The sequence below is a fragment of the Bacillus pumilus genome (assembly GCF_009937765.1).
Taxonomy (GTDB): domain Bacteria; phylum Bacillota; class Bacilli; order Bacillales; family Bacillaceae; genus Bacillus; species Bacillus pumilus_O.
Window position 1 is genome coordinate 1,972,440 of the sequence record NZ_CP047089.1, and the last position, 26,597, is coordinate 1,999,036.

A 26,597-nucleotide genomic window follows, 5' to 3' on the forward strand; every position below is an offset into this window, starting at 1 on the left:
CACCTCTTCCTTTCTTTTAACAGTCAATTTGTCGTGAATCCATTTATACATACAGATATAGGATAACCCAAAATACGCATATGACTCCTGTATATAATAGCCACTGGGATCGTTGTCGAAACATTGAATGATCACTCGTTTTTGAGTTCTTCTAACTGTATTAACGATAGTTCACAAATAACTAATACAACTTCTGTTAACAAGGACTAGTTTACAACAAGAAAAATAGTCCGTCAATTGATTTAACGGCTTTATTTAAATAAATGTATTCGCTTTACTTTTTATGGTGAGCTGTATCAATCTGTTTAACAAACAACTCCATCTGTACTAGTATAGAGTGTACTGCTGTACTACAATAGAAAATGTTTGTTTTTGTCGAAAAATAAAAAAAGAGCTGTTTTTTCAGCTCTTTTTCGACTCTTGATCTGCCGCTTTAGACAAAGCCTGTTTATGCTCATTCAATTGCTTTGTATATTGATTAAACTTTTTACCTTCTTTTCTGACTTTGCTATAAGAACGGTTCACCGTCTTCAGTTTGGATTTTAGCTCTTTATATCCTAAGTCCTTCTTCTTTAAAGATTTATATAAGTGCTGATCTTGTTTCAGCGCTTTTTGATATTCCTTGTAAAGCTGGTCATACGATGCATATCTTTTCTCAAGCGATTTGACCGTTTTATCTGCTTTTTCTTTTAAATCCGTATCTTGTATACGTTCCGCAGATTCTTTGACCGTTTTCAATTCTTTTTTCGATTCATCCATGCTGTCTTTTTCTGTTTTCAAATGTTCTTCTCTTTTCGCTGCAGATGCTAGCGCCTGATCAGAAAGGCTTGACACTGTTTTTGTGTGATTCTTCGTGGTTTGAATCATTTTTTTATAGAGCTGTTGCTCTTTTTTCTCATAGCTTTGCAGTGTACCTTGCTCTTTTTCAAAGGATGCCTCTTTTTCGCTCATTTTCGTCATTGCCTCTCGCATGTCATGAAACGGGTTTTGACCTCCGCATCCCGTCAGCAATAGGGTACATATCCCCGCTAAAGCAGCACCTGCTTTCATGCTTCTTCTTATTTGTTTCATCACAAGGTTCCCCCTTTATATCTCCACATACCACTATAATTTTTATAGGCGTTTGTGACAAGGAAAGAGGTCATTTTGAGGAGCCGAAGAAGATTTTTTTCAAGTGATAGGCGCATGACTATACAAATAGTGCATTCATACATAGTTTATATTACACGCTTCGCCTTCACTTATGAGAGGCCGAGTGTATTTCCAAAGGAGGTCAAAAGTATGTCTAATTATAGTCATGGAAGTATGTATGGTGGATACGGCGGTTACGGATATGGATACGGTGGTGGATATGGCGGTGGCTGTTGTTACCCAAGTTATGGCGGTGGGTACGGATACGGTGGAGGACGCACATTCGCTTTAATCGTTGTCCTTTTCATCCTATTAATCATCGTTGGCGCAGCATTCTTAGGCGGCGGTGGCGGCTGCTGCTAATGGCTGTTTAAGCCTCTGACCGGTCTCACAGGACCGGTCTTCTTTATTTCATTGCATATGTTGTGTATCATTTTATATACTTTACATACAAAGGAAATAGGAGTGAAGATTTGTGATTACCATGGAAGATATCGTACGGGATGGACATCCCGTCTTAAGACAAACAGCTGAAGCGGTCGAGCTCCCGCCAACAGAAGAGGAAAAACAGCAATTAGCTGATATGATTGAATTCGTCAAAAATAGTCAAGATGCTGAAATGGCTGAAAAGTATGGACTCAGACCCGGCGTTGGACTCGCTGCTCCGCAAATTAACATTAGTAAACGAATGATCGCTGTTCACTGTGAGGATGAAGATGGAGAGGAATACAGCTATGCCCTTTTCAACCCACGCATTGTCAGTCATTCTGTCAAAAGAGCTTATTTAACGACAGGTGAAGGCTGCTTATCTGTTGATGAAGCCATTCCTGGATTTGTCCCTCGATACCAAAAAATCAGGGTGAAGGCCACAACGCTTGAAGGTGAGGACATTGATATTCGCCTAAAAGGGTTCCCAGCCATTGTGTTTCAGCATGAAATCGACCATTTAAACGGCATTATGTTTTATGATCATATTCAAAAGGATCAGCCATTCGCTGAGCCAGACAACTCTGTTGCGATCGGCAGATCATAAAATAAAAAGAAGACCCAATAACCTATGGGTCTTCTTTCAGACCGTAGACAAACCCCACCTTTACTTCAAGTAAAAGTGGGGTTTTCGCATTTTTTTGAAAAAACATCATGTGTTTTACGCTGGACACGGTACTTTCCATGTCCAGTTTGCTAGCTTTTTAAGGTTCATGGCAGCGAAAGTAAGCATCGCTTGCATTGAAACTTTTTTTAGTCCACGAATTTTCGTCCAACGCATACCATGCTTTTCTTTTGCATCCGCAAAAACGCGTTCAATCGTTTCTTTCCGTTTTGCGTAGATGCTCTTATTTATTTCAGTGAGTCTCAGATTGTCTGCTTCATCTAGGTAATCCTGCCAAATATGCCGATGAATTTGTTTGGTGTGGTTTTGACTTTGGGTACAGTTATCTAAAAACGAGCAGGACTCACATACTTCTGAATCGGATGCATATTGCTTATAGCCTTCTCTAGTCGTTGTACGATAAGAGAGAATTTGCCCGTTGGGGCAAATGTAACAATCAAAATATGCATATCAGGTTGATAGGTCTGAGGTGGAAGCGTGGTGACACGTGGAGCTGACAGATACTAATAGATCGAGGACTTAACCTATATTCTATTGTGAAGTTTGAACATTGTTATCTAGTTTTGAGAGAACATTTTTTAAATATCTCTTGATTTATTTTCAATACATAGTATAATATCTTTTGTCACTAAATTGTCTGGTGATGATGGCGAAGAGGTCACACCCGTTCCCATACCGAACACGGAAGTTAAGCTCTTCAGCGCCGATGGTAGTTGGGGGTCTCCCCCTGTGAGAGTAGGACATCGCCAGGCTTTCTTCATTCCGCAGTAGCTCAGTGGTAGAGCTATCGGCTGTTAACCGATCGGTCGTAGGTTCGAATCCTACCTGCGGAGCCAATTTGGAGAGCTGTCCGAGTGGCCGAAGGAGCACGATTGGAAATCGTGTAGGCGGTAACCCCGTCTCAAGGGTTCGAATCCCTTGCTCTCCGCCACAATTTACATAATAGAGGGCCCGTTGGTCAAGCGGTTAAGACACCGCCCTTTCACGGCGGTAACACGGGTTCGAATCCCGTACGGGTCACCATTTTACAGAATATACACCAGTGTTTTTTATTTGGAGGATTAGCTCAGCTGGGAGAGCATCTGCCTTACAAGCAGAGGGTCGGCGGTTCGAGCCCGTCATCCTCCACCATATCTTTTATATCATCGCGGGGTGGAGCAGTTCGGTAGCTCGTCGGGCTCATAACCCGAAGGTCGCAGGTTCAAATCCTGCCCCCGCAACCAAATAATTTTATACAACCAAAATGGTCCGGTAGTTCAGTTGGTTAGAATGCCTGCCTGTCACGCAGGAGGTCGCGGGTTCGAGTCCCGTCCGGACCGCCATTTTTAAAAAGAATACATGGCTCGGTAGCTCAGTTGGTAGAGCAACGGACTGAAAATCCGTGTGTCGGCGGTTCGATTCCGTCCCGAGCCACCACTATTTGCCGGTGTAGCTCAATTGGTAGAGCAACTGACTTGTAATCAGTAGGTTGGGGGTTCAAGTCCTCTTGCCGGCACTGTTTTTCATATGTGGAGGGGTAGCGAAGTGGCTAAACGCGGCGGACTGTAAATCCGCTCCCTCCGGGTTCGGCGGTTCGAATCCGCCCCCCTCCACCATTTTTTCATAGGGGCATAGTTTAAAGGTAGAACAGAGGTCTCCAAAACCTCCGGTGTGGGTTCGATTCCTACTGCCCCTGCCAATTTTCTTAATATGATTCATAACATCTATGGCGGTTGTGGCGAAGTGGTTAACGCACCAGATTGTGGCTCTGGCACTCGTGGGTTCGATTCCCATCAATCGCCCCATTTTATTATTGGGCTATAGCCAAGCGGTAAGGCAACGGACTTTGACTCCGTCATGCGTTGGTTCGAATCCAGCTAGCCCAGTTAATTTGCGGAAGTAGTTCAGTGGTAGAACACCACCTTGCCAAGGTGGGGGTCGCGGGTTCGAATCCCGTCTTCCGCTCCAATAATGGCGGCATAGCCAAGTGGTAAGGCAGAGGTCTGCAAAACCTTTATCCCCGGTTCAAATCCGGGTGTCGCCTTTTTGAAAAGACTGCCGGGGTGGTGGAATTGGCAGACACACAGGACTTAAAATCCTGCGGTAGGTGACTACCGTGCCGGTTCAAGTCCGGCCCTCGGCACCATGTTTTTAATTATAAGTTGCGCTCTTTAATGATCATGCCGGTGTGGCGGAATTGGCAGACGCGCACGACTCAAAATCGTGTTCCTCACGGAGTGCCGGTTCGACCCCGGCCACCGGTATCTACTTTTAGATATTCTTTATGATCGTCAAGTACAGAAGAATAAAGGAATATCTACGTTTCAAACGTCTTTCTACAAATTGTAGGAGGGCGTTTTTTTATTTGTTTTTTAGCTGATTTTTCACACGAAAAAATTTCTTCAAATCGTGTTCAAAGGAAATTAACTTTTACTTTAATGATGGTTACCTTATGATTAAACTAAAGAGGCAGGATAATTGAAGAAGGATTGTATAAATTGTACATAGGTGGTGTTGTAATGATTACGGTTAAAAATGCTGAAAGTTATCTTAAAGATAGCATTGGTGAAGATATCGATGATATAAAAAAGGTTTGGGAAACATTTAAAGCTTTTTCAAAGGAGACTGTTGAGGGCCAAGAAGATAAAGAAATTTTATTTCAGTGTGGTGTCTATAATTTTACAGGAGAGGAACTATTTCATTTTGACTTGGTACGTCAGTTTACAGTTTATGAAGAAGATGATTATTCACACATGGAACAACTGCACTGTGAATTTTTATTTAAACCAACAAGCGAGTTAAAAAAGTTAAAGGTGGTAGAAGAATGGTCAATGGATTATGACGATATAGATCATTTTTTTAATCATATTGAAAGTATTCATGAGTTTACAATACCTTTGAGTTTAAAGCCGATAAAATTAGACATATACCAAGAAGAACTTTAATTCTTATTTTATTAAGAGGTGCTTTACTTTAAAAGGGGATACCGTGCCTTTTTGGAATAATTGATCGCGGAGTGCCGGTTTGACCCCAGCCACCAGTATCTATTAAAAGTTTCATAATCGGTTTTTACCGTCAACCTAACGTTCCACCCTCGTGGTGAAGCGTTTTTTTGTGGTTTAAAAGAGTTATTTAAATAAAAAATAGAAACCTATTAGAAAATAAAGAGTATGTACTTCTTTTAGCAGATTAATCTTTAGATGATTTGCAACATTTGATAAGATACATTTAATCATGGAAGGAAACAAAACGGTGTAGCACATTCACATCAAACAGTGCACTTTCTTTGAATAACTAAATGAATATTTGTGGGTACATTCACATCTTTAGCTGACATCATCATTGTGACCCAGTTTGAGGGGGAGAATTTATGAAAAAACAAAATAATCATGAGGAGTTATTGAAAGGTGGAAATGTCTCGAACGTTTATCGTTCGGGAGATACGGTTCGTCGAGAAGTAAAGTCAGACAATATCAATATACGAAAGCTGCTGAAACATTTAGAAAAAAAGAATTTCTCCTATGCTCCAAAGTTTTTAGGGGTTGATGAAAAAGGCCGAGAGATCTTGTCCTTCATTGAAGGTGTAGCCGGTCATGATCCCTTAGAAGAATACATGTGCTCTCACAATGCTTTAAAAGAAATAGCGAGAATGCTTAGACGGTATCATGATGCTATTTGTGATTTTCCCATTTCAGACGATTGGGAACGAATGGACAATACGCCTAACAACATAGAGGTTGTGTGCCATAATGATTTTGCGATGTACAACATTATTTTCAAAGATAAAAAGCCAGTGGGGATCATTGATTTTGATGTAGCTGCTCCGGGTCCAAGACTTTGGGATATCGCTTATACCCTTTATACATGTGTGCCTCTCAGTAGATTTTTTCGCAATGAAGCGGGGGAGATCGTTCATTATCACGCATTAGAACATGCAGGCCATATAAAGTATAGAGTCAACCTGTTTTTTGAAGCTTATGGTGAGAAAATAGCAGAAGGTTATGTGGAGATGGTGCTGCTGCGTTTAAAAGGGTTATGTCAGTACATGAAACGAAAAGCGAGTGACGGGGATATTGCTTTTCAAAAAATGATTGATGAGGGGCACCTTGAACATTATCAAAAAGACATACAATTCATTCATGAACACAGAAAAGAATGGGTTTGAGGATGCCAAGGGCCCTCTAAAAGAGAAGGAACAATTAGGTGTTTATACCACTCTTATCACGCTTACGTAAGAGACTAAAAGAAATTGACTTTATCTAGACCTAAAGTTATTTTTGAAATAGAGAAGATATGAAGGGGGCTGGAATTGTTGTTTGAAGTGATCGTTTATGATAAAGCAAAATATCATTATGATGGGGATTTTCCAAAGGACTTATCTATTGAACAAGCCTTCGTACATACAGGCATGTTTTTGGGTTGGATCATTGATAATGATTTGTTCAGTGAAGAATTTGAAGAAGACATTGAGGGTGAAATTCAAAAATTTAAATCACGAGAAGTGACAGGGACTCAAATTTATATGGACTGTGATGGAGTGTTTTCAAATGATATGCTGAATGATGAAGGAAATGAATTTGCCCAAGATTATTTCGATTTTGAAAATGGGTTGTATTTAGATGACTACGAGGAGACATTTCCAGAAGCTGAAGATGTATATGATGTTAAAGATAGTTGGGAGAACTACGAAAAAATCAAAAAAGTGATTCAAAAACGTTATTTAGATTGGGTAAATCAGCGTTAAGACATCAGATTTATGATTCAATTATAAATGAGTAATAGAATGTTAAAAAGGCGGAGTTGTTAACTTGCAAATGAAGACAATTTTACAGACCATCATTGAAGACGAGAGGTCACATGATTATCCGCTTTTTAGACAGTACTGTGTGAAGAAAGAACAGGGTCTGCGTAAAGATGCGTTAAAGGTTCTCCAGTTATTTGTTGAAGAGATGAATGAGAATGAATTTGCAGCACGGCGTTCATTTGTTGCTTGGCTATTTGAGAAAATTGAACGGTGTGACGATGGTCATCATGTGCTTGTGTATCCATTGATCATTGGGGTGATTCAGCCTGTTCTGCAAGAGTGGGAGAAGGTTGATCCGTTTGATGTGAGACCGTATCGCTGGCAAGGCTTGTTTGTGCAACAGGGAGAAGGGCTGCCCTATTTATTGAAAGCACTAGAGCTTGGAGGCAGCAAGGAGCAGCGTGTCATTTTTCAAATTTGCGAAACCTATTTATCTGCTTTATGGTATTCGTATCATCATATACATGAAGATCTTTATTTAAGCACCTATGAGAAAGACCAAGAGCGAATTCAAGGTATTGAAGATGTCATGATGCTGATTGAAGATAAGAGGATTCGCACTAATGTTGAAAAACAAGTAGCCTATTATGGTCAGCTTTTATCAGACTGGATGGAATTTCAGCAAACGGAGACAAGAGGTTTTATGAAATGGTGTGCGGAGCGTCAGAAGCCGTATGAGTGGGTAGAGGCTTTTTATTATCAACAATAGGTGAGGAAACGGCAGAGTTCATTCTGCCGTTTCTTTATGCCATATTCGCTCTATTTCTACATGATCTGGTTTGTAATATGTCAGGACATAGACATCTGGATTGCTTAGTTTCTCCCACTCTTTGAATCCAATCGTGGGATCGGCGTGTTTAAGAAGCAAGCTCATGATATTGCCATGTGTGACAAATAGCGTATGATCTTTTTCTGAATTTATTTGTTCGTAGAGTACTTCTACAATGCGATTCATGGCTTCAAGGCTTGATTCTCCGCCCTCACAAGTCAAATGTAAGTCCGTAAAACTGCGCTTTAGTTTCTCATACCAATCGTCTATTGGTTTGCGGCTTAGCACACGTTCAGAAAGACGCTGATCAATTTTGACTCTGAGTTGTTTTGCATGAGCAAGAGGTTCAGAGGTTTGGATCGCTCGCTTATAGGGACTTGAGATGATCTGGTTGAGATGGATGCTGGAAAAGAACTGTGCTAGTGCGTGAGATTGTGCGATGCCTTGTGGCGTTAAAGACGCATCCTCGGATTGTCCATTGGCTTGGCAGTGTCTAACAATATAATATGTTTTCATAGGTCACACCTTTCATCGAGTATAAAAAAATCATCCAGGATTGGATGAGGATAGGTTCATTTGTTCGGGTCTATTTCTTTATAGGGATCTGTGAGCTTCGAGGTGAGGTCTAAGTTGAACAAAAAATCATCTACGGTGTCTGTGCCAAAGGGAAGTGCGGAGAAGTTAATTGGGATGCTGTCTTCTTGTTTTTCAGAGGTGACCTGCTGTGTTTGCTGCTTTTTTTTCCAGTACTTAAACAAGCGCATGTGAAGCCCCCTTTTCTATGAAAAAGATGGATTTATACATAATATACGGGGAGAGTTGTCCAAGCGTCAAATGTTTTTTTCATAAGAATATATGAAAAGAGCCACACAGGATAGTGCGGCTCTTACATAGCACGATGTAATGCTTTTAGCAATTTGCGTTCGCATTTTAAGTTGTATCGCTTGCGATGGAGTTTATTCGTGTTACATCTGCCAATGACGTGTCTGACATCTTGATGATAAATGATAAGTTGTCTGTAAGCTGGATTATTTAATAATGCATGAAACCAGCTATACCTTTTGAGCTCGCTTGCGTTTCGAGAAATATCCTCTTCATCTACCTGTAGAAAAGGAATATACACAGCTAGTGAGAAGATATCAAAAATGAATCCCATGTTAATTCCTCCTTCCATATTATTTCCTACGCTTAGAAGGAGGGAAGGTTTCATTCAATCAAACTTTAAAAACAATCCCAATGCATAAACCATTCTTTTGTGTCTTTGTCGTAATAGAAATACATCGTGCCGTTATCACCAATCATAAACCGAGGTTTTTCTTCTGAGGCGATTTGTAGCATGAATTCGCCTGGTTGATGATGGGGTGGGGATTGAATATATGCGCCATACCCACCAATTTTTGTGAATGAATAATTGGTGTATTGATCAAAGAAGTGTTCTGTCGCTGCATCACTTTCATTTACTTCTGATAAATCGACGTATGACCACGCTTCTTCCCAGCAAGGGTGGTCTTCTTGCTCACTTTTCTTCCATTGAATTTGAAAGGGTTTTAATCCTCTCACTTCTTCGGGAGTCTCAACTACTTCTAATCCATCCATAGTTGAATATTCAATGAGTTTCCAGCCTTCGCCGTTTTTGGTGATATCTATCGGAAGTGCTTTCTGATTGAGAAAGATTTGAATCAATTTACATTCATTGAATCCGTTTAATCCTCCTGGCACTTCAGGTAAATGAATTTGTAAGATCGGAATCATGGCACCATCTTCATCTATGGGCCAGCCTTGAGCAGGGTGGATGAAGAAATGACCGGCCAGCTGTGTGCTGTTGGATCAGGACGAAAGCCACCAATCTTAGCCATGACGGGTGTTTTTCCTATTTGTTTTAATTCATGAAAAGCTTTGATCTCCATTACTTACCCCTCCAATCTTTAGCCTGCAATGTGAGCGTCATGAAAGGTGCCATTGATATTACCTGAGACAATGATGACATGTCCCCAAAATAAATCACCGTCGTGACAGTAGACCTCAAACTCTCCATCTGGGTAGGCATGCAAGCTTTCGAGTGAGATGCGGCTTATAAAGTGATCCAGCGTAAGCTCTTCTTGTGTTTCGGCGGAGTCATCTTGTGCCTGCCAGTCTTTAGCTAGTTCAATCAGTTGATTTGCTGCAAATGATTTAATAGAAGCATCCCATGTGCTCTGCTCTTCCATGAGCTGTCTAGCGGTTCGAAGAGAGTCGTTTATTTTTTCGTCTTCTTCGAGGTTGAAGTAGAGAAGGCACTCTTCATTGCTCCATTGGATTGTTGTTTCAAACAAGTCTAGTCCTTTCACTAATTCAAAGGTGCCTAGCAGGTCATCATGATAAAAGACAGGTTTTTGGGCTTCTTCTAGAATCTCTTGTAGCTCTTCATCCTGTGTATTTGTATCGATAAGTGATACTAGCATGAACTCACCTTCACCTTTTCGGACCTGAAGTGTCACAATTGATTCTTTATGTAATTGTGCCTGCTTTTCCCTTAACCCCTCTTCATCTGTTAACCAACATAGCCTTATGTTTTCGGTTGTGATGAGGTCTTTATCTTTCCAAGCAATTAGTGGAATAGAAGCGGTCCAAAGGGCTTCCTGTCCGGCTTTTCCTGCACCTACTCCTGAAGGTCCTGTGACAGCAATGATGTGGACTATTTCTTCTGAAAATCGTTCTTCAAATGCGTTTATTTGTTTGTTATGTTTCATGTGAATGTCCTCCAGCCTGATTTGTTGAAAATCTATATCTTTATCACACCGCATATGAGGAGGAGAAATCAAGCTTTTTCTGCTAAAACTTTTTTAGATTGTCAGAGAAGGGAAAATACATGGATGGCCTTGAGGTTGAGTCACAATAAACACGAATAAGATATGTAGCGAATTTTGTATAAAATTAGGATAAAGAGTCGAAAGACCTAGGTGATTCTTCCTTTTCTTTATAATTACTTTGACACGAATAGATGAAAAAAGTAAAGTAGTACTGAGTGATTTACAAACCCTTCTTCATCCATTGAATTGCAAAGTGTATGTAAATCAAACGTAAATGGATATTTTTCCTTTTATTTACTCGAATTTTTTTGAAACCTATGATGCTTCTCATACGTTATATTAAAGGAGCACACATATCCGGCGGAAACAGAGCATCGGAATGCTTGGTGAAGAAGATTTACATTTGCAATATCAGTGTAAATTTTTTATGATTTCATTTATATTAGAACGATAATAAGAAAGAAGAGGTTTTATGAAAAAAATATTTGCGAACAAATATAGCTTTTTTGTATTGGCTGTCCTTTTATTTTGGGCGAAATCGTATGCAGCCTACAAAATGGACTTTAATTTAGGAGTGAAAGGTTCTTTTCAAGAGGGTCTTCTTTTATTAAATCCATTTAGTTCAGCCATTGTGTTTTTGGGACTGGCTCTCTTTTTGAAGGGTCGTAAATCTGCCATTGTTTTAATTGTGATTGACTTTATTATGACCGCACTTTTATATGCGAATGTAGCGTACTACCGTTTCTTTGATGACTTTTTGACTTTCTCTACAATGAAGCAAGCAGGCAATCTTGGAGGAGGCATGACTGGCGGTGTGTTATCTAGTATTAAGCCACATGACCTTTTGTACTTCCTTGATATTATTATCTTGATTGCGATTGTGATCTGGAGACCAGAAGTGAAGAAATTCCAAATGAAAAAGACATTTGCACTGTTGATTGTGGCTGCAGGTGTAGGACTATTCTTTGTAAACCTTCATTTAGCTGAAAAGGATCGTCCAGAATTATTAACAAGAACTTTTGATCATAAGTATGTTGTCAAATATTTAGGTGTTTATAATTATACGATTTATGACGGAGTACAATCTGCACAAAATGCAACACAGGTAGCAAATGCGAGCAGTGAAGATTTAACGGATGTTGTCAACTATACAGCTTCTCACTATGCGAAACCAAACGCAGAGTACTTCGGTAAAGCTAAAGGGAAGAACATTATTAAAATCCATTTAGAAAGCTTCCAGTCTTTCTTAATTGACTACAAACTAAATGGAGAAGAAGTGACACCGTTTTTAAACAAGCTGGCTCATGGGAAAGAGGACTTTACGTATTTCGATAACTTCTTCCATCAGACAGGTCAAGGAAAGACAGCTGATGCTGAGCTGATGATGGATAATAGTATGTTCGGCTTGCCAGAGGGAGCAGCGTTTGTGACAAAAGGTGAAAATACTTACCAATCACTCCCTGCCATCCTAGATCAAAAAGCAGGCTATACGAGCGCAGTGCTTCACGGCGACTATAAATCTTTCTGGAACCGTGACACGATTTATAAGCATATGGGATATGATCAATTCTTTGATGCTTCCTATTACAACATGGATGAAGAAAATCTTGTGAATATGGGTCTGAAGGATAAACCATTCTTCAAAGAATCAATTCCGATGCTAGAATCAATGAAAAAACCATTTTATGCACATTTAATGACATTAACTAATCACTATCCATTTAATTTAGATGAAAAAGATGCGACGATTGCTAAGGCAACAACTGGTGACAAAACAGTAGATAACTACTTCCAAACAGCAAGATATCTAGATGAATCATTAGAGCAATTCTTTAAAGACTTGAAAAAGTCAGGTATGTATAAAGACTCTGTCATTTTATTATATGGTGACCATAATGGTATTTCTGAAAACCATAACCGTGCAATGAGCGAGATTCAAGGGAAAGAAATTACACCTTATCAAAATGCACAAAACCAGCGTGTACCACTCATGATTCGTATTCCTGGCAAACAGGGCGGCGTGAACCATACGTATGGTGGTGAAGTAGATGTGATGCCTACGCTTCTTCACTTACAAGGTATTGATTCAAATGAGTATGTGAATTTTGGAACAGATCTATTCTCTAAGAAGCATGATCAAACTGTTGCATTTCGTAACGGAAACTATGTGACACCAAAATATACACTTGTAGATAACACTGTCTACGATACAAAAACAGGTAAAGTTGTGAAACAAAATAAAAAGACAGAGGCGATTAAAGCCCGTGTCGATAATCAGTTAAGCCTTTCAGATAAAGTGCTTTATAGGGATCTTCTTCGATTCCATAAGCTGTCTGACTTTAAACCAGTGAATCCATCTGATTATTTCTATGGTAAATCAAAAGATAAAGAAGAGGATTCTTCTGCTAAGTAACTGAGTTTTGGGCAAGCACAGAAGGGTGCTTGCCTTTTTCTCTCTCATCGCTTGATTTGTTGGCAAAATTTGTTTATATTTAGGGTGATACAAGAGTAAATGCTGGCGTAAAGCTGGCAGAAACTCATTTCGTCCTAGGGGATTTCAGGAGGAGCTTATGACAACAAATACAAAAACACAAAAAAAGAAGTCAGAAGTATGGGGCTGGCTTAAAGCGATTTTAATCGCATTCATCGCTGTTTTTATCATTCGTAACTTTTTATTCGCACCGTACATTGTAAAAGGAACCTCTATGGAACCAACATTGCATAATACAGAACGGGTTTTTGTGAATAAAACGGTTGATTACTTCGGTGATTATAAGCGGGGACAGATCATTGTTCTTGATGGGGAAGACCGCAGCACTCATTATGTTAAACGATTAATTGGTTTACCTGGTGATAAAATTGAAATGAAAAATGACCAACTGTATGTCAATGGTCAAAAAGTGGCTGAGCCTTACTTAGCGTCAAACAAAAAGAAAGCAGCAGCAGATGGCATCTTGTTGACACCTGATTTTGGTCCTCTTACTGTACCAAAAGGAAAGTATTTTGTCATGGGTGACAATCGTCAAAATTCAATGGACAGTCGCAATGGCTTAGGTCTTTTTACAAAGAGTGATATTCAAGGAACGACATCATTTGTGTTTTATCCTTTCCAAGACGTTCGACTACTTAACGATTAATAACACGTAAAAAAGCACACCACAGTGTGCTTTCAGCTTGTAGACAAAGTCTACAAGCTTTTTTGTATAATAAGGGTAATAACAATAATCTGTGGGGGATAAACATGTTATCGAAACGTGAAGAAGAAAGAAGAAATCAATTAGAAGTAGTGGCTTTAGATGAATTAGTGCCTGAAGATCATCTTGTGCGGAAAATTGAACAAGCAATCGATTTCGATTTCATTTATGATCTTGTCAAAGATCATTATAGTTCTGATAATGGTAGACCAAGTGTTGATCCTGTTGTTCTCATTAAGATGGTCTTAATCCAATATCTATTTGGCATTCGCTCCATGCGTCAAACCATTAAAGAAATTGAAACCAATGTGGCTTATCGTTGGTTTATTGGGTATGGATTTTCGGAGAAAATTCCGCACTTTTCTACCTTCGGTAAAAACTACGTGAGACGCTTCCACGATACAGATTTATTCGAACAAATTTTTTATCGAATCTTAAGAGAAGCGATGAAAAAAGGGCTCGTTGACCCGTCTATCGCCTTCATTGATTCGACTCATGTCAAAGCGAACGCCAATAAGAAAAAACTTGAAAAGAAAATCGTTCGAGTTGAGACAAGAAGTTATCAAAATCAGCTTCATGAAGAGATCAATATTGATCGTGAAGAACATGGAAAAAAGCCCTTACCCCTACAGAATAAAGAAGAAACAAAAGAAATCAAGGTCAGTACAACTGACCCAGAGAGTGGCTATTATGTAAAGGATGAACGTGAAAAGTCATTTGCTTATTCATTTCATACAGCGTGTGATTCAAAAGGATTTATTTTAGGCTCGCTGGTCACAGGCGGAAATGTTCATGATAGTCGTATGTTGGATTCACTCGTATCAAAAGTGACAGAGAAAGTCGGAAAACCAAATGTAGTCGCAGTAGATGCGGGGTATAAAACACCTTACATCGCTAAGTTCTTAATGGATCAAGAGATAAGACCTGTCATGCCCTACACTCGTCCAAGAACAAAAGCTGGTTATTTGAAAAAGAATGAATACGTATATGATGCATATTTTGATTGTTACATTTGCCCCAACGGGCAAATTCTCTCTTATCGTACAACGACTAGAGAAGGCTATAAGCAATATGTATCCGATTCAGAAGTATGTGAGTCCTGCTCGTTTTTAGATAACTGTACCCAAAGTCAAAACCACACCAAACAAATTCATCGGCATATTTGGCAGGATTATCTAGATGAAGCAGACAATCTGAGACTCACTGAAATAAATAAGAGCATCTACGCAAAACGGAAAGAAACGATTGAACGCGTTTTTGCGGATGCAAAAGAAAAGCATGGTATGCGTTGGACGAAACTTCGTGGACTAAAAAAAGTTTCAATGCAAGCGATGCTTACTTTCGCTGCCATGAACCTTAAAAAACTAGCAAACTGGACATGGAAAGTACCATGTCCAGCGTAAAACACATGATGTTTTTCAAAAAAAATGTGAAAACCCCACTTTTACTTGAAGTAAAGGTAGGGTTTGTCTACGGTCTGAAAGCACACCACAGTGTGCTTTTTCTATTTTATTCAGCCTGACTTTTTGTGATTGCTTGTTCAAGGTCTGCGATAATGTCTTCAATCGCTTCTGTTCCAACAGATAAACGAATAAGCTCTGGTGTGACGCCTGTCGCTATTTGTTCTGCTTCACTTAATTGCTGATGCGTTGTGCTGGCAGGATGAATAATGAGTGATTTAGAATCGCCCACATTTGCAAGGTGTGAAAATAACTTAACGGAATCAATGAGTTTTTTACCTGCTTCTCGTCCACCTTTAATACCAAATGTGAGAATAGCGCCTTGTCCTTTTGGCAAATAGGTTTGAGCAAGCTCATAAGATTCATGGCTTTCAAGACCTGGATAGCTTACCCAATCTACAAGAGGATGATCTTGTAAGAATTGCGCTGTTTTTAATGCATTTTCACTATGTCTCTCCAGGCGCAGATGCAGAGTTTCTAGGCCTTGCAAAAGTAAAAATGAGTTAAAAGGTGATAAGGCTGCTCCTAAATCCCGTAAGAGCTGCACACGTGCTTTTGTGATATAAGCCGCTTCTCCAATTGCTTCGGTATACGTCAGACCGTGATAACTTGGATCTGGTTCAGTCAGCCCCTTGAACTTATCACTGTCAGCCCAAGGAAACTTGCCGCTATCGACAATGACACCGCCAATTGATGTACCATGACCGCCAATGAATTTCGTAGCGGAATGGACAACAATGTCTGCACCAAACTCAATTGGTCTTAATAAATAAGGACTTGCAAGTGTATTATCCACAATAAGCGGGATATGGTGCTTGTGTGCAATGGTTGAGATGGCTTCAATATGTAGAATATCGCCTTTAGGATTCCCAATGCTTTCTGCATACACTGCCTTCGTTTTGTCTGTAATGGCTGCTTCGAGTTCTTCTAAATTGGATGAATCAACAAATTTCACTGTAATGCCGAGTTTTTTGAGTGTATGAGCAAATAAATTGTACGTGCCTCCATAAAGGCTGCTGGATGAGACAATTTCGTCGCCAGCTCCTGCAATGTTTAAAATAGAATAAGTGGTCGCTGCTTGTCCAGAAGAGACAGCAAGTGCACCAATGCCGCCCTCAAGCTCGGCGATCCGTTTTTCAAAGACGTCATTTGTAGGGTTCATAATGCGAGAATAAATATTTCCGGGTTCCTGCAGTCCGAATAAATTCGCCGCATGCTCACTATCTCTAAAACCGAAAGAGCTTGTTTGATAAATAGGCACGGCTCTTGAATAGGTTGCTGAATCAAGCTCCTGACCTGCGTGAATGGCTTTCGTTTCTAAACGGAATGGACGTTCTTCTGACATGTGTGTATCCTCCTTTTGTTAGATAGAACCAACTACTTTGATAAGAAATATTTAATAAGACTATAAATCTTGTTTCATGCTTGGTCAATCATTTTTTAGATAAATCTGAAAAAATAATAAATAAAGTTGATAGGCTTTTTTATTTCAATAAGAAAAGGTAGGGACATGCTGGATGAAAAAGAGGGATGGTTTCATTAGAGAATACGGATCCGTTTTTTGAAAGCAATTAATCATTGACAGCTAGTGAAATCATGGAATGTTTATGTTGTATTGCTCTTTCATAGTAAGAAGCGAATCATATGTTGAATGTGACTTAAGAAAAGGAAGGGCTTTTTTCCCAACGGACTTTCTTGTATATACATATTTTAAGTGACAAGAGAAGAAGGAAAATAGACTCACTCTTTTGTCGGAATTATCAGTAAATATTTCATAAATAATGTGTTAACGACATATAATCAGGACTTTTTTATCTGATATATCGGGGGAATTCTTTCTATTTCACAAAAAAGAAAGAATATATAAAGGGATTGATAAATAAGGACTATTTCAAAAAATGAAGCTTTTATTGCCATTATATGGGTTTGGTGGTTCTTAAGGGGTGGGAAAATCTAGATAATAAGTTAGAGGTTCTACACTTAAAAGTGAAGAATTGAATAAAAAGTCACATTTTACCCAAAAGTACGTTCGGTCAAAAATGGGATCTTCTGTTGATGCTTGGAGAGTAGAGCCTATGATACGATCATCATAAGCTGGGAGGTGAAAAGTATGACTTATGCAGCGCCGCAAGTTGACTATTCCACTATGGAACCTGCTATTATGGACCAAGCTTGGTTCTTAGTATTTGTTGCTGTCCTTCTTGGATTGGGAGCAACAGTTGTTCTAGGAGCAGCAGTTTGGTGTATAGCTAACGGCAAGGGTAGCTTTACAGGAGCCGTTCAGTGGGAAAGTGGCTTAAAAGTCCAAATTGAATGTAAGTAGCTATACTTAGGATTCATCTTTTTACTTCTATGAAATGACACCAGGGCTAAACCGTCTGTGGCGGGCGGTTTAGCCTGATCTGTTTTTAAAGAATATGCAGACACTTGGAGGTTATATGTTTACGATCGAGAAATTAACCAAGACGTATAAAAATAACGTGACTGCTGTCAAAGATTTTCATTTAAAGATCGACCCTCATCAAATCGTTGCTGTCGCTGGACCGAATGGTTCTGGTAAAACAACGATGATTAACTGTATACTCGGCATCATCAAGCATACAGAAGGAACGATTTTTTTGCAGGACGTCACAAATGACGAACCATCCTTTAAAAAACAAGTAGCCTATGTTCCAGATGATCTGCTGCTCCCTGAAGCATTGACTGGTGCTGAATATTTAGATTTTGTTTCTTCTATGTATGAATGTAAAACAATTCATAGAAGAAATCAACTAATTGAACTGTTTGATATGGACTCAGCTTTATCAAGACCGATTGAAACCTATTCACATGGTATGAAAAAAAAGACACAGCTGATTGCCGCCTTTATGCTTGATAGTCAATTGGTGATTATGGATGAGCCCTTTAGAGGACTTGATATTGAAGCGGTTATAAACACAAAGAAACTGATGAAACGTTATGCCGAGCACCATGGTGCGATCTTGCTTTCAACGCATGATATGCTTTCAGCGGAAGAGCTGTGCCATAAAATCGCCATTATTTCTAAGGGAAATAAAATGGATGAAGGAACGGTCTCAGCCTTAAAGGAGAAGTATCAATCAAGCACATTGGAACAGGTGTTTCTGAAAGCTTCAATGTTAAGTGATAGGGGTGCACATTTTGATGAAATCATTAATCATTTCTAGAATGATGCTTAAAATGTGGCAGCAGGAGATGTATAAGCTCTTTGATACTCAGACGAAGCGGATCATTGTGATCTTATTCTTTTTATTTGCCGTCACAATGGGCGCCATCATCGGATACAGTTTTACGGGTGTCTTTATGAAGGCATTCTTACATGGCGATGAACGTTCACTTGGATTACTCGTTGTGTCAATGGCGATCAATGCATCCATCTTTACAAGTCTGTTATTCATTTTGATCAAGGTCAGAACGCCTGAGCAAGACCGTTTTTCTATGCAGCTCAGCTGGTTCCCGCTTTCTACTTTTCAGAAAAGCCTTGGATACTTTATTCCGATGGTGACAGTGGTGGCAGGGCTTGTTTTATTTTTTATCGGTATTCTGCTTTTACCTAATTTTATTGCCCAGGGAATAGGTGTTTATTTTATTGTTACGTTCTTTTTGATGGTGATTTTGCAATCGCTTTTTGTCTTAATGCTTTTGCAACTCATTTACAATATGACGTATTTGGTCGTTCTAAAATTAAAATTACCGTTGCAAAAATTTGCAGCGATCTTTGTTTTATTAGCACTGGTTGTAGCGTATGGAATGACGCATTTTGATATAAGTCAAATTCAGCAATCATATATACAGTTTGATTATCATTTGATGTATTTCACAGCACCGTTTTTCTTAGTGGCTCAAGGAATGTCTCCTGAAGGGGTAAACTATGCAATCTTGATTCTGTTTATCCTTTTATCGACGTGTGGCGCTTTTCTTTCTCTTGCGATGATGCCGATTATGGCAGAGAAAAAAGCGTTAACCTTTTTAAACAAATTGCCGTTCTCTTCTTCAAAAAAATGGTCACTGATTGTAAAGGAAATGAAATCACAGGTGCGAAATGAAGAAAACATTTTAAATTTTCTCATTCTCCTCATTGTGATCTTATTCGTCCGTTATCAGTTTGGGTTCCGCTTTGAAGAAGAAGCATTTTTTGTTCTCTGTGCTCTCGCTGGATTAACCGCCTTCAATTCATTTGGCAATGATAAACGAATGCTGGGGATGTACAAAACATTTGGCCTAAGATCGTGGGAAGTGGCTCTGTATAAGTTTATCGGGCTTTTGCTTGTTGGTGTAATGCAAATTGCCATCTTCATGCTGACAACGCTGACCCTTCCTGATCAAGTTTGGAACGTATTGATTGGGGCCGCTGTGCTATGCAATGCCACTGCGCTCTTTTATGTGGTAGGTATTTTACTTCCGCTTGATCGGAACAATCCCTACACAGGCATTTTTTCATTTGGAGCACTTATTTTACTCATGATTCCAATTGTTTTTATTGGAAACTATGTCATAGGGGAGTCGAGTCAAACGCTTCAGTGGCTGCTTGTAGCTGCATTTGAAGGTCTGCTCATCTTTGCCATATATAAAGGTTTTTCATGGAGGTATTCACATGATTCAACTTCTTAACAATAAGCTAAAGATTGAGCGGGTACCGGCACTCGCGCCGTATGTGACTTTACAAAAGAGACATCTCACGGATACGCAATATGGAAGCACACTCCCGATTAATGAAAGTGCCTATCATATGTTAACGAAAGTAGATGGCAAAAGGACAGAAGCGAGTATTACAGCAGAGCTCGCCGATTTGTTTCAAGTCGATGAGTCTGTGATTTCTCGAGACTTTTATCAACTGATGATGGGGTTGAATCAGCATCATTTACTGTCTATTCATTATCAATCACCGTATCGGATTGTGACAGCTTGCTGTCAATTTTTCAAACAGTATCAATTGAAAATGAAGGAACGATTTGATTGCACTGGTCACTCGTTCCTTCATATTTTTGGGACAGCATTACTCATGGTGACACGTAAAATCATCTTTTTCTGGATGCTTTTTATGGTCATGGCAGGAATCGCTTTTTTATTCATTCCTGATCGATCAATTGCAGCCATTGCGATTTATTTTACAATTATTTATTTTGGATTAATTACCGGGACCGCCTTACATGAGGCAGCACACGGCTATGCGCATCGTAAATTTGCGGGACGGGATGGTCCACAAGGTTTTTTTGCGAGTGATATGATGTCTGTGAAATTTGTGAGACCTGTATTAGATCCGTTTCAGAAAAAGCAGGTATGGATTACCTTGCTTGGGCCGCTTGTCCCAGGTGTGATCGGAGCAGCAGGGATCATTTTGACCGTATTATGTCTAAAAGAAAATCCAATTTCAACAGGTTTCTTTATTTTTTCTATCACGTATTTTATTCAATTACTCTATCTTCTTCCTTTTATGGGGGATGGTAAATCTATTATGAAGCAGCTATTGCTTGGGGGAATGGGAGGACAACGATCATGAACGTACAGGCGATGAAACAAGGTGCAATTGTTGGTGGTTTTCTTGGGTTTTTAGGCTTTCCGATGCTGACAATCGGTGTATTGTTCTATCATTTATTTCAATCAAAAACGAATGATGCTTTATTATTTAACAGCCTCGCTTTTGAGATGGAAGGTTCATCCGCATTTACTTTTCAGATCAAGCCAAACTTTTTTATTTATATGATGGTGATTTTTGCCGCGAGTTTTCTCATTGTGGCCATCTTATCAGCCATGAAGCAGAAAAAAGCGAAAGGTTAGGAGAATTCTCCTAATCTTTTTTTGTATATTAAACCAAATATTAGTATAATAGAAAATAAAAAACATCAAAGGGGATCTCAATGTTAAAAAAATGGAGTGTTCTTATATTCACTTTTGTTCTATTAGCAGGATGCGGCGAGAAGGCCGAAGAAACCACACAAACTGAGAAGACGGTATCAGAAAAACCTGCAACAGAAAAAAATAAAAAAACAGCAACTCAAAATGAAATAACTATCGAACCTATGAAACTAACAAAAAATGAAAAAAATCTTCTGGAATCATTATCAGATAAATCATTTGAAGCGATGACAGTGAAGGGATTAAAAGAAAGTGTCAAAAGTGTTTCCTTGATCGGTTTGCATTACAAGGATGGACAATTATTGAAAGAAGATACAAAAAAAATTACCCTGAAACTTCATCAAAATGGTGTCGATAACAGTGTCAAATTTATCTATCAGCTAGAAGAGAAAAAAGATGATCTGCTAAAAGTAACGTATAGCTTGTGGAAAGATAAGGAGCAGAGCGAACAAACGAAGCTCGCCACTAGCGTTGATTTTAAACAGGACGTGGGAGGAAACACAACGATATCAGAAACAGATATTTTTCACATGTCTCCTGGAGAGAAAAAATTAATTTCTATTACCATCACGACTGGAATGAACTATGAGTTTTCTGGTTTAACAAATTCTGAAAAGATTCTAAAAGAAGAATTAAAAAATGTGAAGCAGGCTTATTTGGTGTATTTGCAACTCGATAAATAACTATCGTAATATATACGGAGAATATGAAGTTTTTTGACGAAAAATCTTCATATTCTCTTGACGAATTGTTAAGAAAGTTGTAACATAATAAAAGTCAACGCGATGACGTTGCTTTTTAAAAATTGATGCGGGTGTAGTTTAGTGGTAAAACCTCAGCCTTCCAAGCTGATGTCGTGAGTTCGATTCTCATCACCCGCTCCAATACATAATTTTGTTTATAACGCAGTATTTCGTTTCATAGATAAACGAAGTGTTGCGTTTTTTATTATGTCAGTATAATGTGAAAAAGCACTGTCAATCTAAAGTGCTTTTTCAATAAGTTCATATTTACTTTCTCCACCATGTATCTGTACAAACATCTTCGTCAAGGATTGAATGAGAGCTTCACTCTTTTCCCGGGAAATAGATGGCGGAAACAGGATAATTTGCAGAATGTTTTTTGTGCCTTGAGAAATGTGAGCTTTACTTGGTTGAGAAAATAATCCTTTAAGTCCTGCTTTGTCTTGCCATTCAATGTGACCAGTCTCATGTTTTGCTAGTGAAAGTGGCTCTTCTACGCGATCAGCATCGAAGGTCAATATAGGCAAGAAATATTTTAAAGAGAAAAAGATCGACAAATCCTGTACGGAATTGGTCGAGTCAATAAATTGTTCCTTTTGGATATCCGCAAGAATTGGCAGGAAAGGAACGTCTTTTAAAAGATCCGTCCATTCTTTGATTGCTGGTACTTCCTCTAAGACTTTATCTTCGTATTCAAAGAATAAAGATTCTTGAAACAGGCGTAACCGGCCTTTTAACATTTGAGGGGATGTGCCAACTTCAATATGAGAATATTCAATCTGTCCAACATGGATAGACGGGTTTTCAGGATGAGAAATTTCCATATGTATCTTCACAGTGACTCACTCCAATCGGTCGTGATACACTCGTATTATACTGAAAACAACAGAAGAAACAAAGAAAGGAGGTTTGCAAGGTGATTCATGTTGGAGAATTAAAAGAAGAATTGATTCAATATGCGAAAGAAATTGGTGTTGATAAAATCCGATTTGCAAGTGCTGATACATTTGATTCATTAAAAGACCGCCTCATCTTACATGAATCGTTAGGGTATTTGTCAGGCTTTGAAGAGCCTGATATCGAAAAACGAACAAACCCTTCTTTGCTGCTTCCGAAGGCCAAATCAATTGTTGCGATAGCGCTCGCATATCCTTCTAAAATGAAAGATGCTCCTCGAAGTACAAAGGATGCAAGAAGAGGGATCTTCTGCCGTGCCTCTTGGGGAACAGACTATCATGTTGTGCTGAAAAAAAAGCTCGACATGCTTGAAGAATTCTTGCGTAGCAAACATGTCGACATCCGAACAAAATCAATGGTGGACACAGGTGAACTGTCTGATCGTGCAGTAGCGGAACGCGCTGGCATCGGTTTTAGTGCGAAGAACTGTATGATTATCACGCCAGAGTTTGGGTCTTATGTGTATTTGGCCGAAATGATCACAAATGTCCCCTTTGAACCGGATGAGAAAATTGAAGACCAGTGCGGGACGTGTAATAAATGTGTCGATTCGTGTCCAACTGGTGCACTTGTGAATCCAGGGCAACTGAATTCACAACGATGTATTTCCTTTTTAACGCAAACAAAAGGGTTTTTGCCTGACGAATTTCGTTCGAAAATAGGAAATCGATTGTATGGGTGTGATACGTGCCAAATTGTCTGCCCGATCAATAAAGGAAAGGACTTTCACCTGCATCCTGAAATGGAGCCGGACCCAGAAATTGCGAAGCCGCTCTTAAAGCCGCTTCTTACGATCAGTAATCGTGAGTTTAAAGAAAAATACGGTCATGTTTCAGGTTCATGGCGGGGGAAAAAGCCGATTCAGCGAAATGCAATTTTGGCACTCGCTCATTTTAAAGATACCTCTGCCTTACCAGTGTTAATTGAGTTGATGCACAAGGACCCAAGACCGGTCATTCGGGGAACGGCTGCTTGGGCAATTGGCAAAATTGGCGACGATCAGCAGCTTCCAGAGCTGGAAAAAGCCCTTGAACGGGAAAGTGATGAAGAAGCAAAAGAGGAGATTGTGAAAGGGATTGAGCTTTTACAGACACCTTTAAATACTAAATAACATCCCTGTGAACATAGAATGAACCAAACAGAGATTTTAAAAAATGTTTGGTGGTGTCTGTGTGAAACAATTATTAGAGAAAACTTTAGAAGACAGGCTGGCGTATTTAATCAATGACCGTGCAATCAAACAACCACAGCTCATGTCTGATGTGGAAGCAGTCGAACGGAAAAAAGAACTTTTTGCTAGAAGACAGGTGGAGATTGTCAAAGCGAAAGCCAAAGCAACACTCCTCGATTCTTCGATTCAGGATGACGGGGCTCAGCATGTGCAGTATCTCGCTCATCTTACTTATGTATGCAAGGATGTAGACGAATCTTTTTATTTAGAGGAGCAGGTAGAAAAAAGAGAAGCGTTCCTTTACAACGACATGCTTGTGAAAGACCGGTTGATGATAGAAAAGCGCCAAATGGAAGATCAAGTGGATGAGCGTTTTCAAACCGAAGAACAGTTTGGGAGAGCCTTTCACTATGACCGACGGGCAGCTGTGCAATATGCGGAGACGTACTGGAATAAACGAAATCCTGCCTATAAAAATTTTGAAGATAACTGCACAAATTTTATTTCACAATGCTTGAAGGCTGGAAATGCGCCAACGAGAGGGTATCCGAACCGCGGATCTGGCTGGTGGGTACGGCCGCATACGTGGAGCTATAGCTGGACAGTAGCTCATTCGATGAAAAATTATTTAGCAAATTCGAAAGCGGGTTTAAGAGCACAGAAACTCAAAGATGCACAGGAACTTCAAATTGGTGATGTCATTTGCTACGATTTTGAGGGAGATGGCAGGTATAATCATACAACCATTGTTGTCGATCACGATAAAGGTGGAATGCCTCTTGTGAATGCTCAGACATATGACAGTCGAATGCGTTATTGGTCGTATGAGGATTCAACCGCCTATACACCAGCTATTCGATATATGTTTTTTCACATTTTGGACGATGCCGCGAAGGATAGTTAATGGTATAATGTTGAGCGGAAAAGAAAATTAGAGGTGAACTTTTTTGGGACTTCATGTCGTTTTATATCAACCAGAGATTCCAGCTAATACTGGAAATATTGCGCGTACATGTGCAGCAACAAATACAACCCTTCATCTGATTCGTCCGCTTGGTTTTTCGACAGATGATAAAATGCTGAAGCGTGCAGGACTCGATTATTGGAAATATGCCAATGTAGTCTATCATGACTCGCTTGATGAATTGTTTGAGGCTCATCCAAAGGGGCAATTCTTCTATATCACAAAATTTGGCCAAAAGCCGCATACGACATTTGATTACTCTCAGCTAGATGAAGACTATTTCTTCGTATTTGGCAGAGAGACAAGTGGGTTACCGAAAGATTTGATCGAGCGGAATATGGACCGCTGTCTTCGTTTACCGATGACAGAACATGTTCGTTCTCTGAATCTATCGAATACGGCAGCAATTCTTGTGTATGAAGCACTTCGCCAGCAGCAATACCGTGATCTGATTTGAGGTCATAATGAAAGCCGGGATACTGATCTCGGCTTTTTTTATGTGAGATAAGAAACAAAAAGAAGGAAAATACGACACTTTTATACTTTTTTTGACATGTAAAAAAATAGGTAGTATGATAGATAATGATAACGTTTTCAAATAATGAATCCATTAGGAGGAAAAATGAGATGAAAAAGCTACTGATCACTAGTGCCATTAGCTCAGCTATTTTATTGGGGGCGATTCCAGTCAGTGTCCCAGGTCTTTCTCAGACGCAGGAAATAGAAGCAGCGCAATTATCGAAAGGTATCGGCGGACGTACTTAAATCAATAGCAATGGGTCCATATTGGTCACAAAGATTCAACTCCCTTCCGCAATGAGTGTATCAAATGGGACAGCTTATATTTATTCTGGATTCACAGGGTCAAAGGAAGCGGATATTGGTCTTCAATACAGTTCAACATATAATGTGTGGAAACCTACGATGAAAGTAGGAGCAAATAATCAAGAAACCTATATCGAAGGAAAAAATGATTTTACGTATACAAAAGGGTTTAAGCCTGGAAGTATTGTGCAAATGACCATTTATAAAAACTTGAATGGACATACAAGAGCAACGTTCTGGGGGACAAATAATGTTGGTTATACTGGGCGTATTATCACGGAAATCCAAAACTCTAACATTGGTTCTGTGACGAAGTGGAAATTACTGTCGACAGTAGCAGTGACTGACGATATCTATCGGAAAGATATTCGTGCGAACTTCTCTACTCGTTTTACTGACATCACATTAGACAGTCGTGCCGTCACACCTGTGATTGATACGCAAGACTTTACGTCCATTCAAGTATCAGGGAATACAGTAAATATGCAGGTGTTAAAAACAACGAATTAAATAAAAAAGGATGTTCCCTCATGGAACATCCTTTTTTTCATTTACCAGGCTTGCCTTCGTAGCCAGCTGTGAAAATGGATACTAAAAACGTAATGATGACGCCCATCATAATGACCGTTCTCATGTAAGCTCCCCCTTATCCCTTTGTTTCGATCGCTGCCTGTTTCATATGATGTGAAGTTCGCCTTGAAAAGCAGGAGAAGAAGATCATTTTTCTCCTGTTTTTCCTTTATTATGAAGGGTCTTGCGGATGGTTGTCAATTCAGTTTGCCAATTCGTCATTTTGAAGAACGAAAGCATGTAATAGGACGCCTCC

The 26,597-nt window shown here is 39.4% G+C and carries 27 protein-coding genes, 17 tRNA genes, 1 rRNA gene and 2 pseudogenes; 37 read left to right on the forward strand and 10 right to left on the reverse strand.

Annotated elements, in window-relative coordinates; genetic code table 11:
• Positions 1-402: 402 nt before the first annotated feature.
• Positions 403-1,071 carry a YkyA family protein gene (locus tag GPS65_RS09580; RefSeq protein WP_119124796.1) on the reverse strand — a complete coding sequence of 223 codons (669 nt, stop codon included), beginning with the start codon at positions 1,069-1,071 and terminating at the stop codon, positions 403-405.
• Positions 1,072-1,305: 234 nt separating this feature from the next.
• Between GPS65_RS09580 and GPS65_RS09585 the strand changes: the two genes are divergently transcribed.
• Both GPS65_RS09585 and def read left to right on the forward strand, forming a co-directional pair.
• The gene (locus GPS65_RS09585) at positions 1,306-1,494 is read left to right on the forward strand and encodes a YjcZ family sporulation protein (protein ID WP_041816227.1); all 189 of its coding nucleotides are present in this window, start codon (positions 1,306-1,308) and stop codon (positions 1,492-1,494) included.
• 112 nt (positions 1,495-1,606) lie between these two features.
• Positions 1,607-2,164, forward strand: coding sequence for a peptide deformylase (gene def / locus GPS65_RS09590; RefSeq protein WP_088003895.1), 558 nt, complete (start codon positions 1,607-1,609; stop codon positions 2,162-2,164).
• Positions 2,165-2,278: 114 nt separating this feature from the next.
• Here def and GPS65_RS09595 read toward each other — a convergent pair.
• Positions 2,279-2,689: pseudogene (locus GPS65_RS09595) on the reverse strand (transposase); the annotation flags it as partial.
• A 189-nt stretch (positions 2,690-2,878) separates the two neighbouring features.
• Between GPS65_RS09595 and rrf the strand changes: the two are divergent.
• The 21 genes from rrf (at position 2,879) to GPS65_RS09700 (ending at position 7,734) form a co-directional block, all read left to right on the forward strand.
• A 5S ribosomal RNA gene (rrf, locus tag GPS65_RS09600) occupies positions 2,879-2,994 on the forward strand.
• A 9-nt stretch (positions 2,995-3,003) separates the two neighbouring features.
• Positions 3,004-3,078: transfer RNA gene (locus GPS65_RS09605), tRNA-Asn, on the forward strand.
• A 4-nt stretch (positions 3,079-3,082) separates the two neighbouring features.
• Positions 3,083-3,173 (forward strand) — tRNA-Ser (locus GPS65_RS09610).
• A gap of 17 nt (positions 3,174-3,190) precedes the next feature.
• Positions 3,191-3,265: transfer RNA gene (locus GPS65_RS09615), tRNA-Glu, on the forward strand.
• A 32-nt stretch (positions 3,266-3,297) separates the two neighbouring features.
• A tRNA-Val gene (locus tag GPS65_RS09620) sits at positions 3,298-3,373 on the forward strand.
• A 15-nt stretch (positions 3,374-3,388) separates the two neighbouring features.
• Positions 3,389-3,465 (forward strand) — tRNA-Met (locus GPS65_RS09625).
• A gap of 22 nt (positions 3,466-3,487) precedes the next feature.
• Positions 3,488-3,564: transfer RNA gene (locus tag GPS65_RS09630), tRNA-Asp, on the forward strand.
• 18 nt (positions 3,565-3,582) lie between these two features.
• Positions 3,583-3,658: transfer RNA gene (locus GPS65_RS09635), tRNA-Phe, on the forward strand.
• 6 nt (positions 3,659-3,664) lie between these two features.
• Positions 3,665-3,737 (forward strand) — tRNA-Thr (locus GPS65_RS09640).
• A 15-nt stretch (positions 3,738-3,752) separates the two neighbouring features.
• Positions 3,753-3,837: transfer RNA gene (locus GPS65_RS09645), tRNA-Tyr, on the forward strand.
• Positions 3,838-3,846: 9 nt separating this feature from the next.
• Positions 3,847-3,920: transfer RNA gene (locus GPS65_RS09650), tRNA-Trp, on the forward strand.
• A gap of 30 nt (positions 3,921-3,950) precedes the next feature.
• A tRNA-His gene (locus tag GPS65_RS09655) sits at positions 3,951-4,026 on the forward strand.
• 9 nt (positions 4,027-4,035) lie between these two features.
• A tRNA-Gln gene (locus tag GPS65_RS09660) sits at positions 4,036-4,107 on the forward strand.
• A 7-nt stretch (positions 4,108-4,114) separates the two neighbouring features.
• Positions 4,115-4,189 (forward strand) — tRNA-Gly (locus GPS65_RS09665).
• 5 nt (positions 4,190-4,194) lie between these two features.
• Positions 4,195-4,265, forward strand: a tRNA-Cys gene (locus GPS65_RS09670).
• A 13-nt stretch (positions 4,266-4,278) separates the two neighbouring features.
• A tRNA-Leu gene (locus GPS65_RS09675) sits at positions 4,279-4,367 on the forward strand.
• A gap of 36 nt (positions 4,368-4,403) precedes the next feature.
• Positions 4,404-4,485 (forward strand) — tRNA-Leu (locus tag GPS65_RS09680).
• Between the two features lie 255 nt (positions 4,486-4,740).
• The gene (locus tag GPS65_RS09685; protein ID WP_119124609.1) at positions 4,741-5,166 is read left to right on the forward strand and encodes a hypothetical protein; all 426 of its coding nucleotides are present in this window, start codon (positions 4,741-4,743) and stop codon (positions 5,164-5,166) included.
• 425 nt (positions 5,167-5,591) lie between these two features.
• A complete protein-coding gene (locus GPS65_RS09690; RefSeq protein ID WP_119124610.1) occupies positions 5,592-6,386 on the forward strand; it encodes a phosphotransferase in 795 nt (264 codons plus the stop codon).
• A gap of 147 nt (positions 6,387-6,533) precedes the next feature.
• Entirely contained in the window at positions 6,534-6,965 is a 432-nt protein-coding gene (locus GPS65_RS09695; RefSeq protein ID WP_119124611.1) for a DUF7832 domain-containing protein, read from the forward strand.
• 64 nt (positions 6,966-7,029) lie between these two features.
• Positions 7,030-7,734, forward strand: coding sequence for a hypothetical protein (locus GPS65_RS09700; protein WP_119124612.1), 705 nt, complete (start codon positions 7,030-7,032; stop codon positions 7,732-7,734).
• 18 nt (positions 7,735-7,752) lie between these two features.
• Here the strand turns inward: GPS65_RS09700 and GPS65_RS09705 are convergent, their stop codons facing one another.
• The 6 genes from GPS65_RS09705 to GPS65_RS09725 all read right to left on the reverse strand — a co-directional run bounded on the left by GPS65_RS09705 (position 7,753) and on the right by GPS65_RS09725 (position 10,523).
• Positions 7,753-8,310, reverse strand: coding sequence for a histidine phosphatase family protein (locus GPS65_RS09705; protein WP_119124613.1), 558 nt, complete (start codon positions 8,308-8,310; stop codon positions 7,753-7,755).
• A 56-nt stretch (positions 8,311-8,366) separates the two neighbouring features.
• Positions 8,367-8,558, reverse strand: a complete 192-nt coding sequence (locus GPS65_RS09710; RefSeq protein WP_088003881.1) for a hypothetical protein — start codon at positions 8,556-8,558, stop codon at positions 8,367-8,369.
• Positions 8,559-8,680: 122 nt separating this feature from the next.
• A complete protein-coding gene (locus GPS65_RS09715) occupies positions 8,681-8,950 on the reverse strand; it encodes a hypothetical protein (protein ID WP_041815304.1) in 270 nt (89 codons plus the stop codon).
• 65 nt (positions 8,951-9,015) lie between these two features.
• A complete protein-coding gene (locus tag GPS65_RS09720; RefSeq protein WP_313958013.1) occupies positions 9,016-9,606 on the reverse strand; it encodes a DUF1963 domain-containing protein in 591 nt (196 codons plus the stop codon).
• Positions 9,561-9,701: a hypothetical protein gene (locus GPS65_RS19455; protein WP_238389089.1), complete on the reverse strand. Its 141-nt coding sequence runs from the start codon at positions 9,699-9,701 to the stop codon at positions 9,561-9,563. The genes GPS65_RS09720 and GPS65_RS19455 overlap by 46 nt, the downstream gene beginning before the upstream one ends.
• Positions 9,702-9,719: 18 nt before the next feature.
• Positions 9,720-10,523 (reverse strand): DUF2262 domain-containing protein, encoded by an 804-nt coding sequence (locus tag GPS65_RS09725; RefSeq protein WP_012009358.1) that lies wholly within the window; start codon positions 10,521-10,523, stop codon positions 9,720-9,722.
• A gap of 532 nt (positions 10,524-11,055) precedes the next feature.
• Between GPS65_RS09725 and ltaS the strand changes: the two genes are divergently transcribed.
• The 3 genes from ltaS to GPS65_RS09740 all read left to right on the forward strand — a co-directional run bounded on the left by ltaS (position 11,056) and on the right by GPS65_RS09740 (position 15,180).
• The gene (ltaS, locus tag GPS65_RS09730) at positions 11,056-12,996 is read left to right on the forward strand and encodes a lipoteichoic acid synthase (protein WP_012009359.1); all 1,941 of its coding nucleotides are present in this window, start codon (positions 11,056-11,058) and stop codon (positions 12,994-12,996) included.
• A 157-nt stretch (positions 12,997-13,153) separates the two neighbouring features.
• Complete coding sequence (lepB, locus tag GPS65_RS09735) at positions 13,154-13,720, forward strand: signal peptidase I (RefSeq protein ID WP_041815306.1); 567 nt, start codon at positions 13,154-13,156, stop codon at positions 13,718-13,720.
• A gap of 104 nt (positions 13,721-13,824) precedes the next feature.
• A complete protein-coding gene (locus GPS65_RS09740; RefSeq protein WP_012008915.1) occupies positions 13,825-15,180 on the forward strand; it encodes an IS1182-like element ISBpu1 family transposase in 1,356 nt (451 codons plus the stop codon).
• 106 nt (positions 15,181-15,286) lie between these two features.
• On the opposite strand, the gene GPS65_RS09745 is transcribed toward GPS65_RS09740, so the two are convergent.
• On the reverse strand, positions 15,287-16,582 hold the full coding sequence (locus GPS65_RS09745) for a homocysteine synthase (RefSeq protein ID WP_012009373.1): 1,296 nt from the start codon (positions 16,580-16,582) through the stop codon (positions 15,287-15,289).
• Positions 16,583-17,347: 765 nt separating this feature from the next.
• Here GPS65_RS09745 and GPS65_RS09750 point away from each other — a divergent pair.
• The 7 genes from GPS65_RS09750 (at position 17,348) to GPS65_RS09780 (ending at position 21,995) form a co-directional block, all read left to right on the forward strand.
• Entirely contained in the window at positions 17,348-17,560 is a 213-nt protein-coding gene (locus GPS65_RS09750) for a hypothetical protein (RefSeq protein ID WP_012009371.1), read from the forward strand.
• A 115-nt stretch (positions 17,561-17,675) separates the two neighbouring features.
• Positions 17,676-18,422, forward strand: a complete 747-nt coding sequence (locus GPS65_RS09755) for an ABC transporter ATP-binding protein (RefSeq protein WP_041815311.1) — start codon at positions 17,676-17,678, stop codon at positions 18,420-18,422.
• Positions 18,400-19,866 carry a hypothetical protein gene (locus GPS65_RS09760; RefSeq protein ID WP_119124615.1) on the forward strand — a complete coding sequence of 489 codons (1,467 nt, stop codon included), beginning with the start codon at positions 18,400-18,402 and terminating at the stop codon, positions 19,864-19,866. The genes GPS65_RS09755 and GPS65_RS09760 overlap by 23 nt, the downstream gene beginning before the upstream one ends.
• Complete coding sequence (locus GPS65_RS09765; RefSeq protein ID WP_119124616.1) at positions 19,850-20,755, forward strand: PqqD family protein; 906 nt, start codon at positions 19,850-19,852, stop codon at positions 20,753-20,755. Before GPS65_RS09760 ends, GPS65_RS09765 begins: the two co-directional genes overlap by 17 nt.
• On the forward strand, positions 20,752-21,033 hold the full coding sequence (locus tag GPS65_RS09770) for a hypothetical protein (protein WP_012009367.1): 282 nt from the start codon (positions 20,752-20,754) through the stop codon (positions 21,031-21,033). Before GPS65_RS09765 ends, GPS65_RS09770 begins: the two co-directional genes overlap by 4 nt.
• An 80-nt stretch (positions 21,034-21,113) precedes the next feature.
• Positions 21,114-21,794 carry a hypothetical protein gene (locus tag GPS65_RS09775; protein WP_119124617.1) on the forward strand — a complete coding sequence of 227 codons (681 nt, stop codon included), beginning with the start codon at positions 21,114-21,116 and terminating at the stop codon, positions 21,792-21,794.
• A 127-nt stretch (positions 21,795-21,921) separates the two neighbouring features.
• Positions 21,922-21,995: transfer RNA gene (locus tag GPS65_RS09780), tRNA-Gly, on the forward strand.
• Positions 21,996-22,093: 98 nt separating this feature from the next.
• On the opposite strand, the gene GPS65_RS09785 is transcribed toward GPS65_RS09780, so the two are convergent.
• Positions 22,094-22,690 carry a hypothetical protein gene (locus tag GPS65_RS09785; RefSeq protein WP_238389090.1) on the reverse strand — a complete coding sequence of 199 codons (597 nt, stop codon included), beginning with the start codon at positions 22,688-22,690 and terminating at the stop codon, positions 22,094-22,096.
• 83 nt (positions 22,691-22,773) lie between these two features.
• Here GPS65_RS09785 and queG point away from each other — a divergent pair, with 83 nt between their 5' ends.
• The 4 genes and pseudogenes from queG (at position 22,774) to GPS65_RS09805 (ending at position 26,281) form a co-directional block, all read left to right on the forward strand.
• On the forward strand, positions 22,774-23,922 hold the full coding sequence (queG, locus tag GPS65_RS09790) for a tRNA epoxyqueuosine(34) reductase QueG (protein ID WP_041816180.1): 1,149 nt from the start codon (positions 22,774-22,776) through the stop codon (positions 23,920-23,922).
• A gap of 61 nt (positions 23,923-23,983) precedes the next feature.
• On the forward strand, positions 23,984-24,886 hold the full coding sequence (locus GPS65_RS09795; RefSeq protein ID WP_012009363.1) for an amidase domain-containing protein: 903 nt from the start codon (positions 23,984-23,986) through the stop codon (positions 24,884-24,886).
• A gap of 43 nt (positions 24,887-24,929) precedes the next feature.
• Positions 24,930-25,403: a tRNA (uridine(34)/cytosine(34)/5-carboxymethylaminomethyluridine(34)-2'-O)-methyltransferase TrmL gene (gene trmL / locus GPS65_RS09800; protein ID WP_003211950.1), complete on the forward strand. Its 474-nt coding sequence runs from the start codon at positions 24,930-24,932 to the stop codon at positions 25,401-25,403.
• A gap of 170 nt (positions 25,404-25,573) precedes the next feature.
• Positions 25,574-26,281 (forward strand): annotated as a pseudogene (locus GPS65_RS09805) (YrpD family protein).
• Positions 26,282-26,597 lie beyond the last annotated feature (316 nt).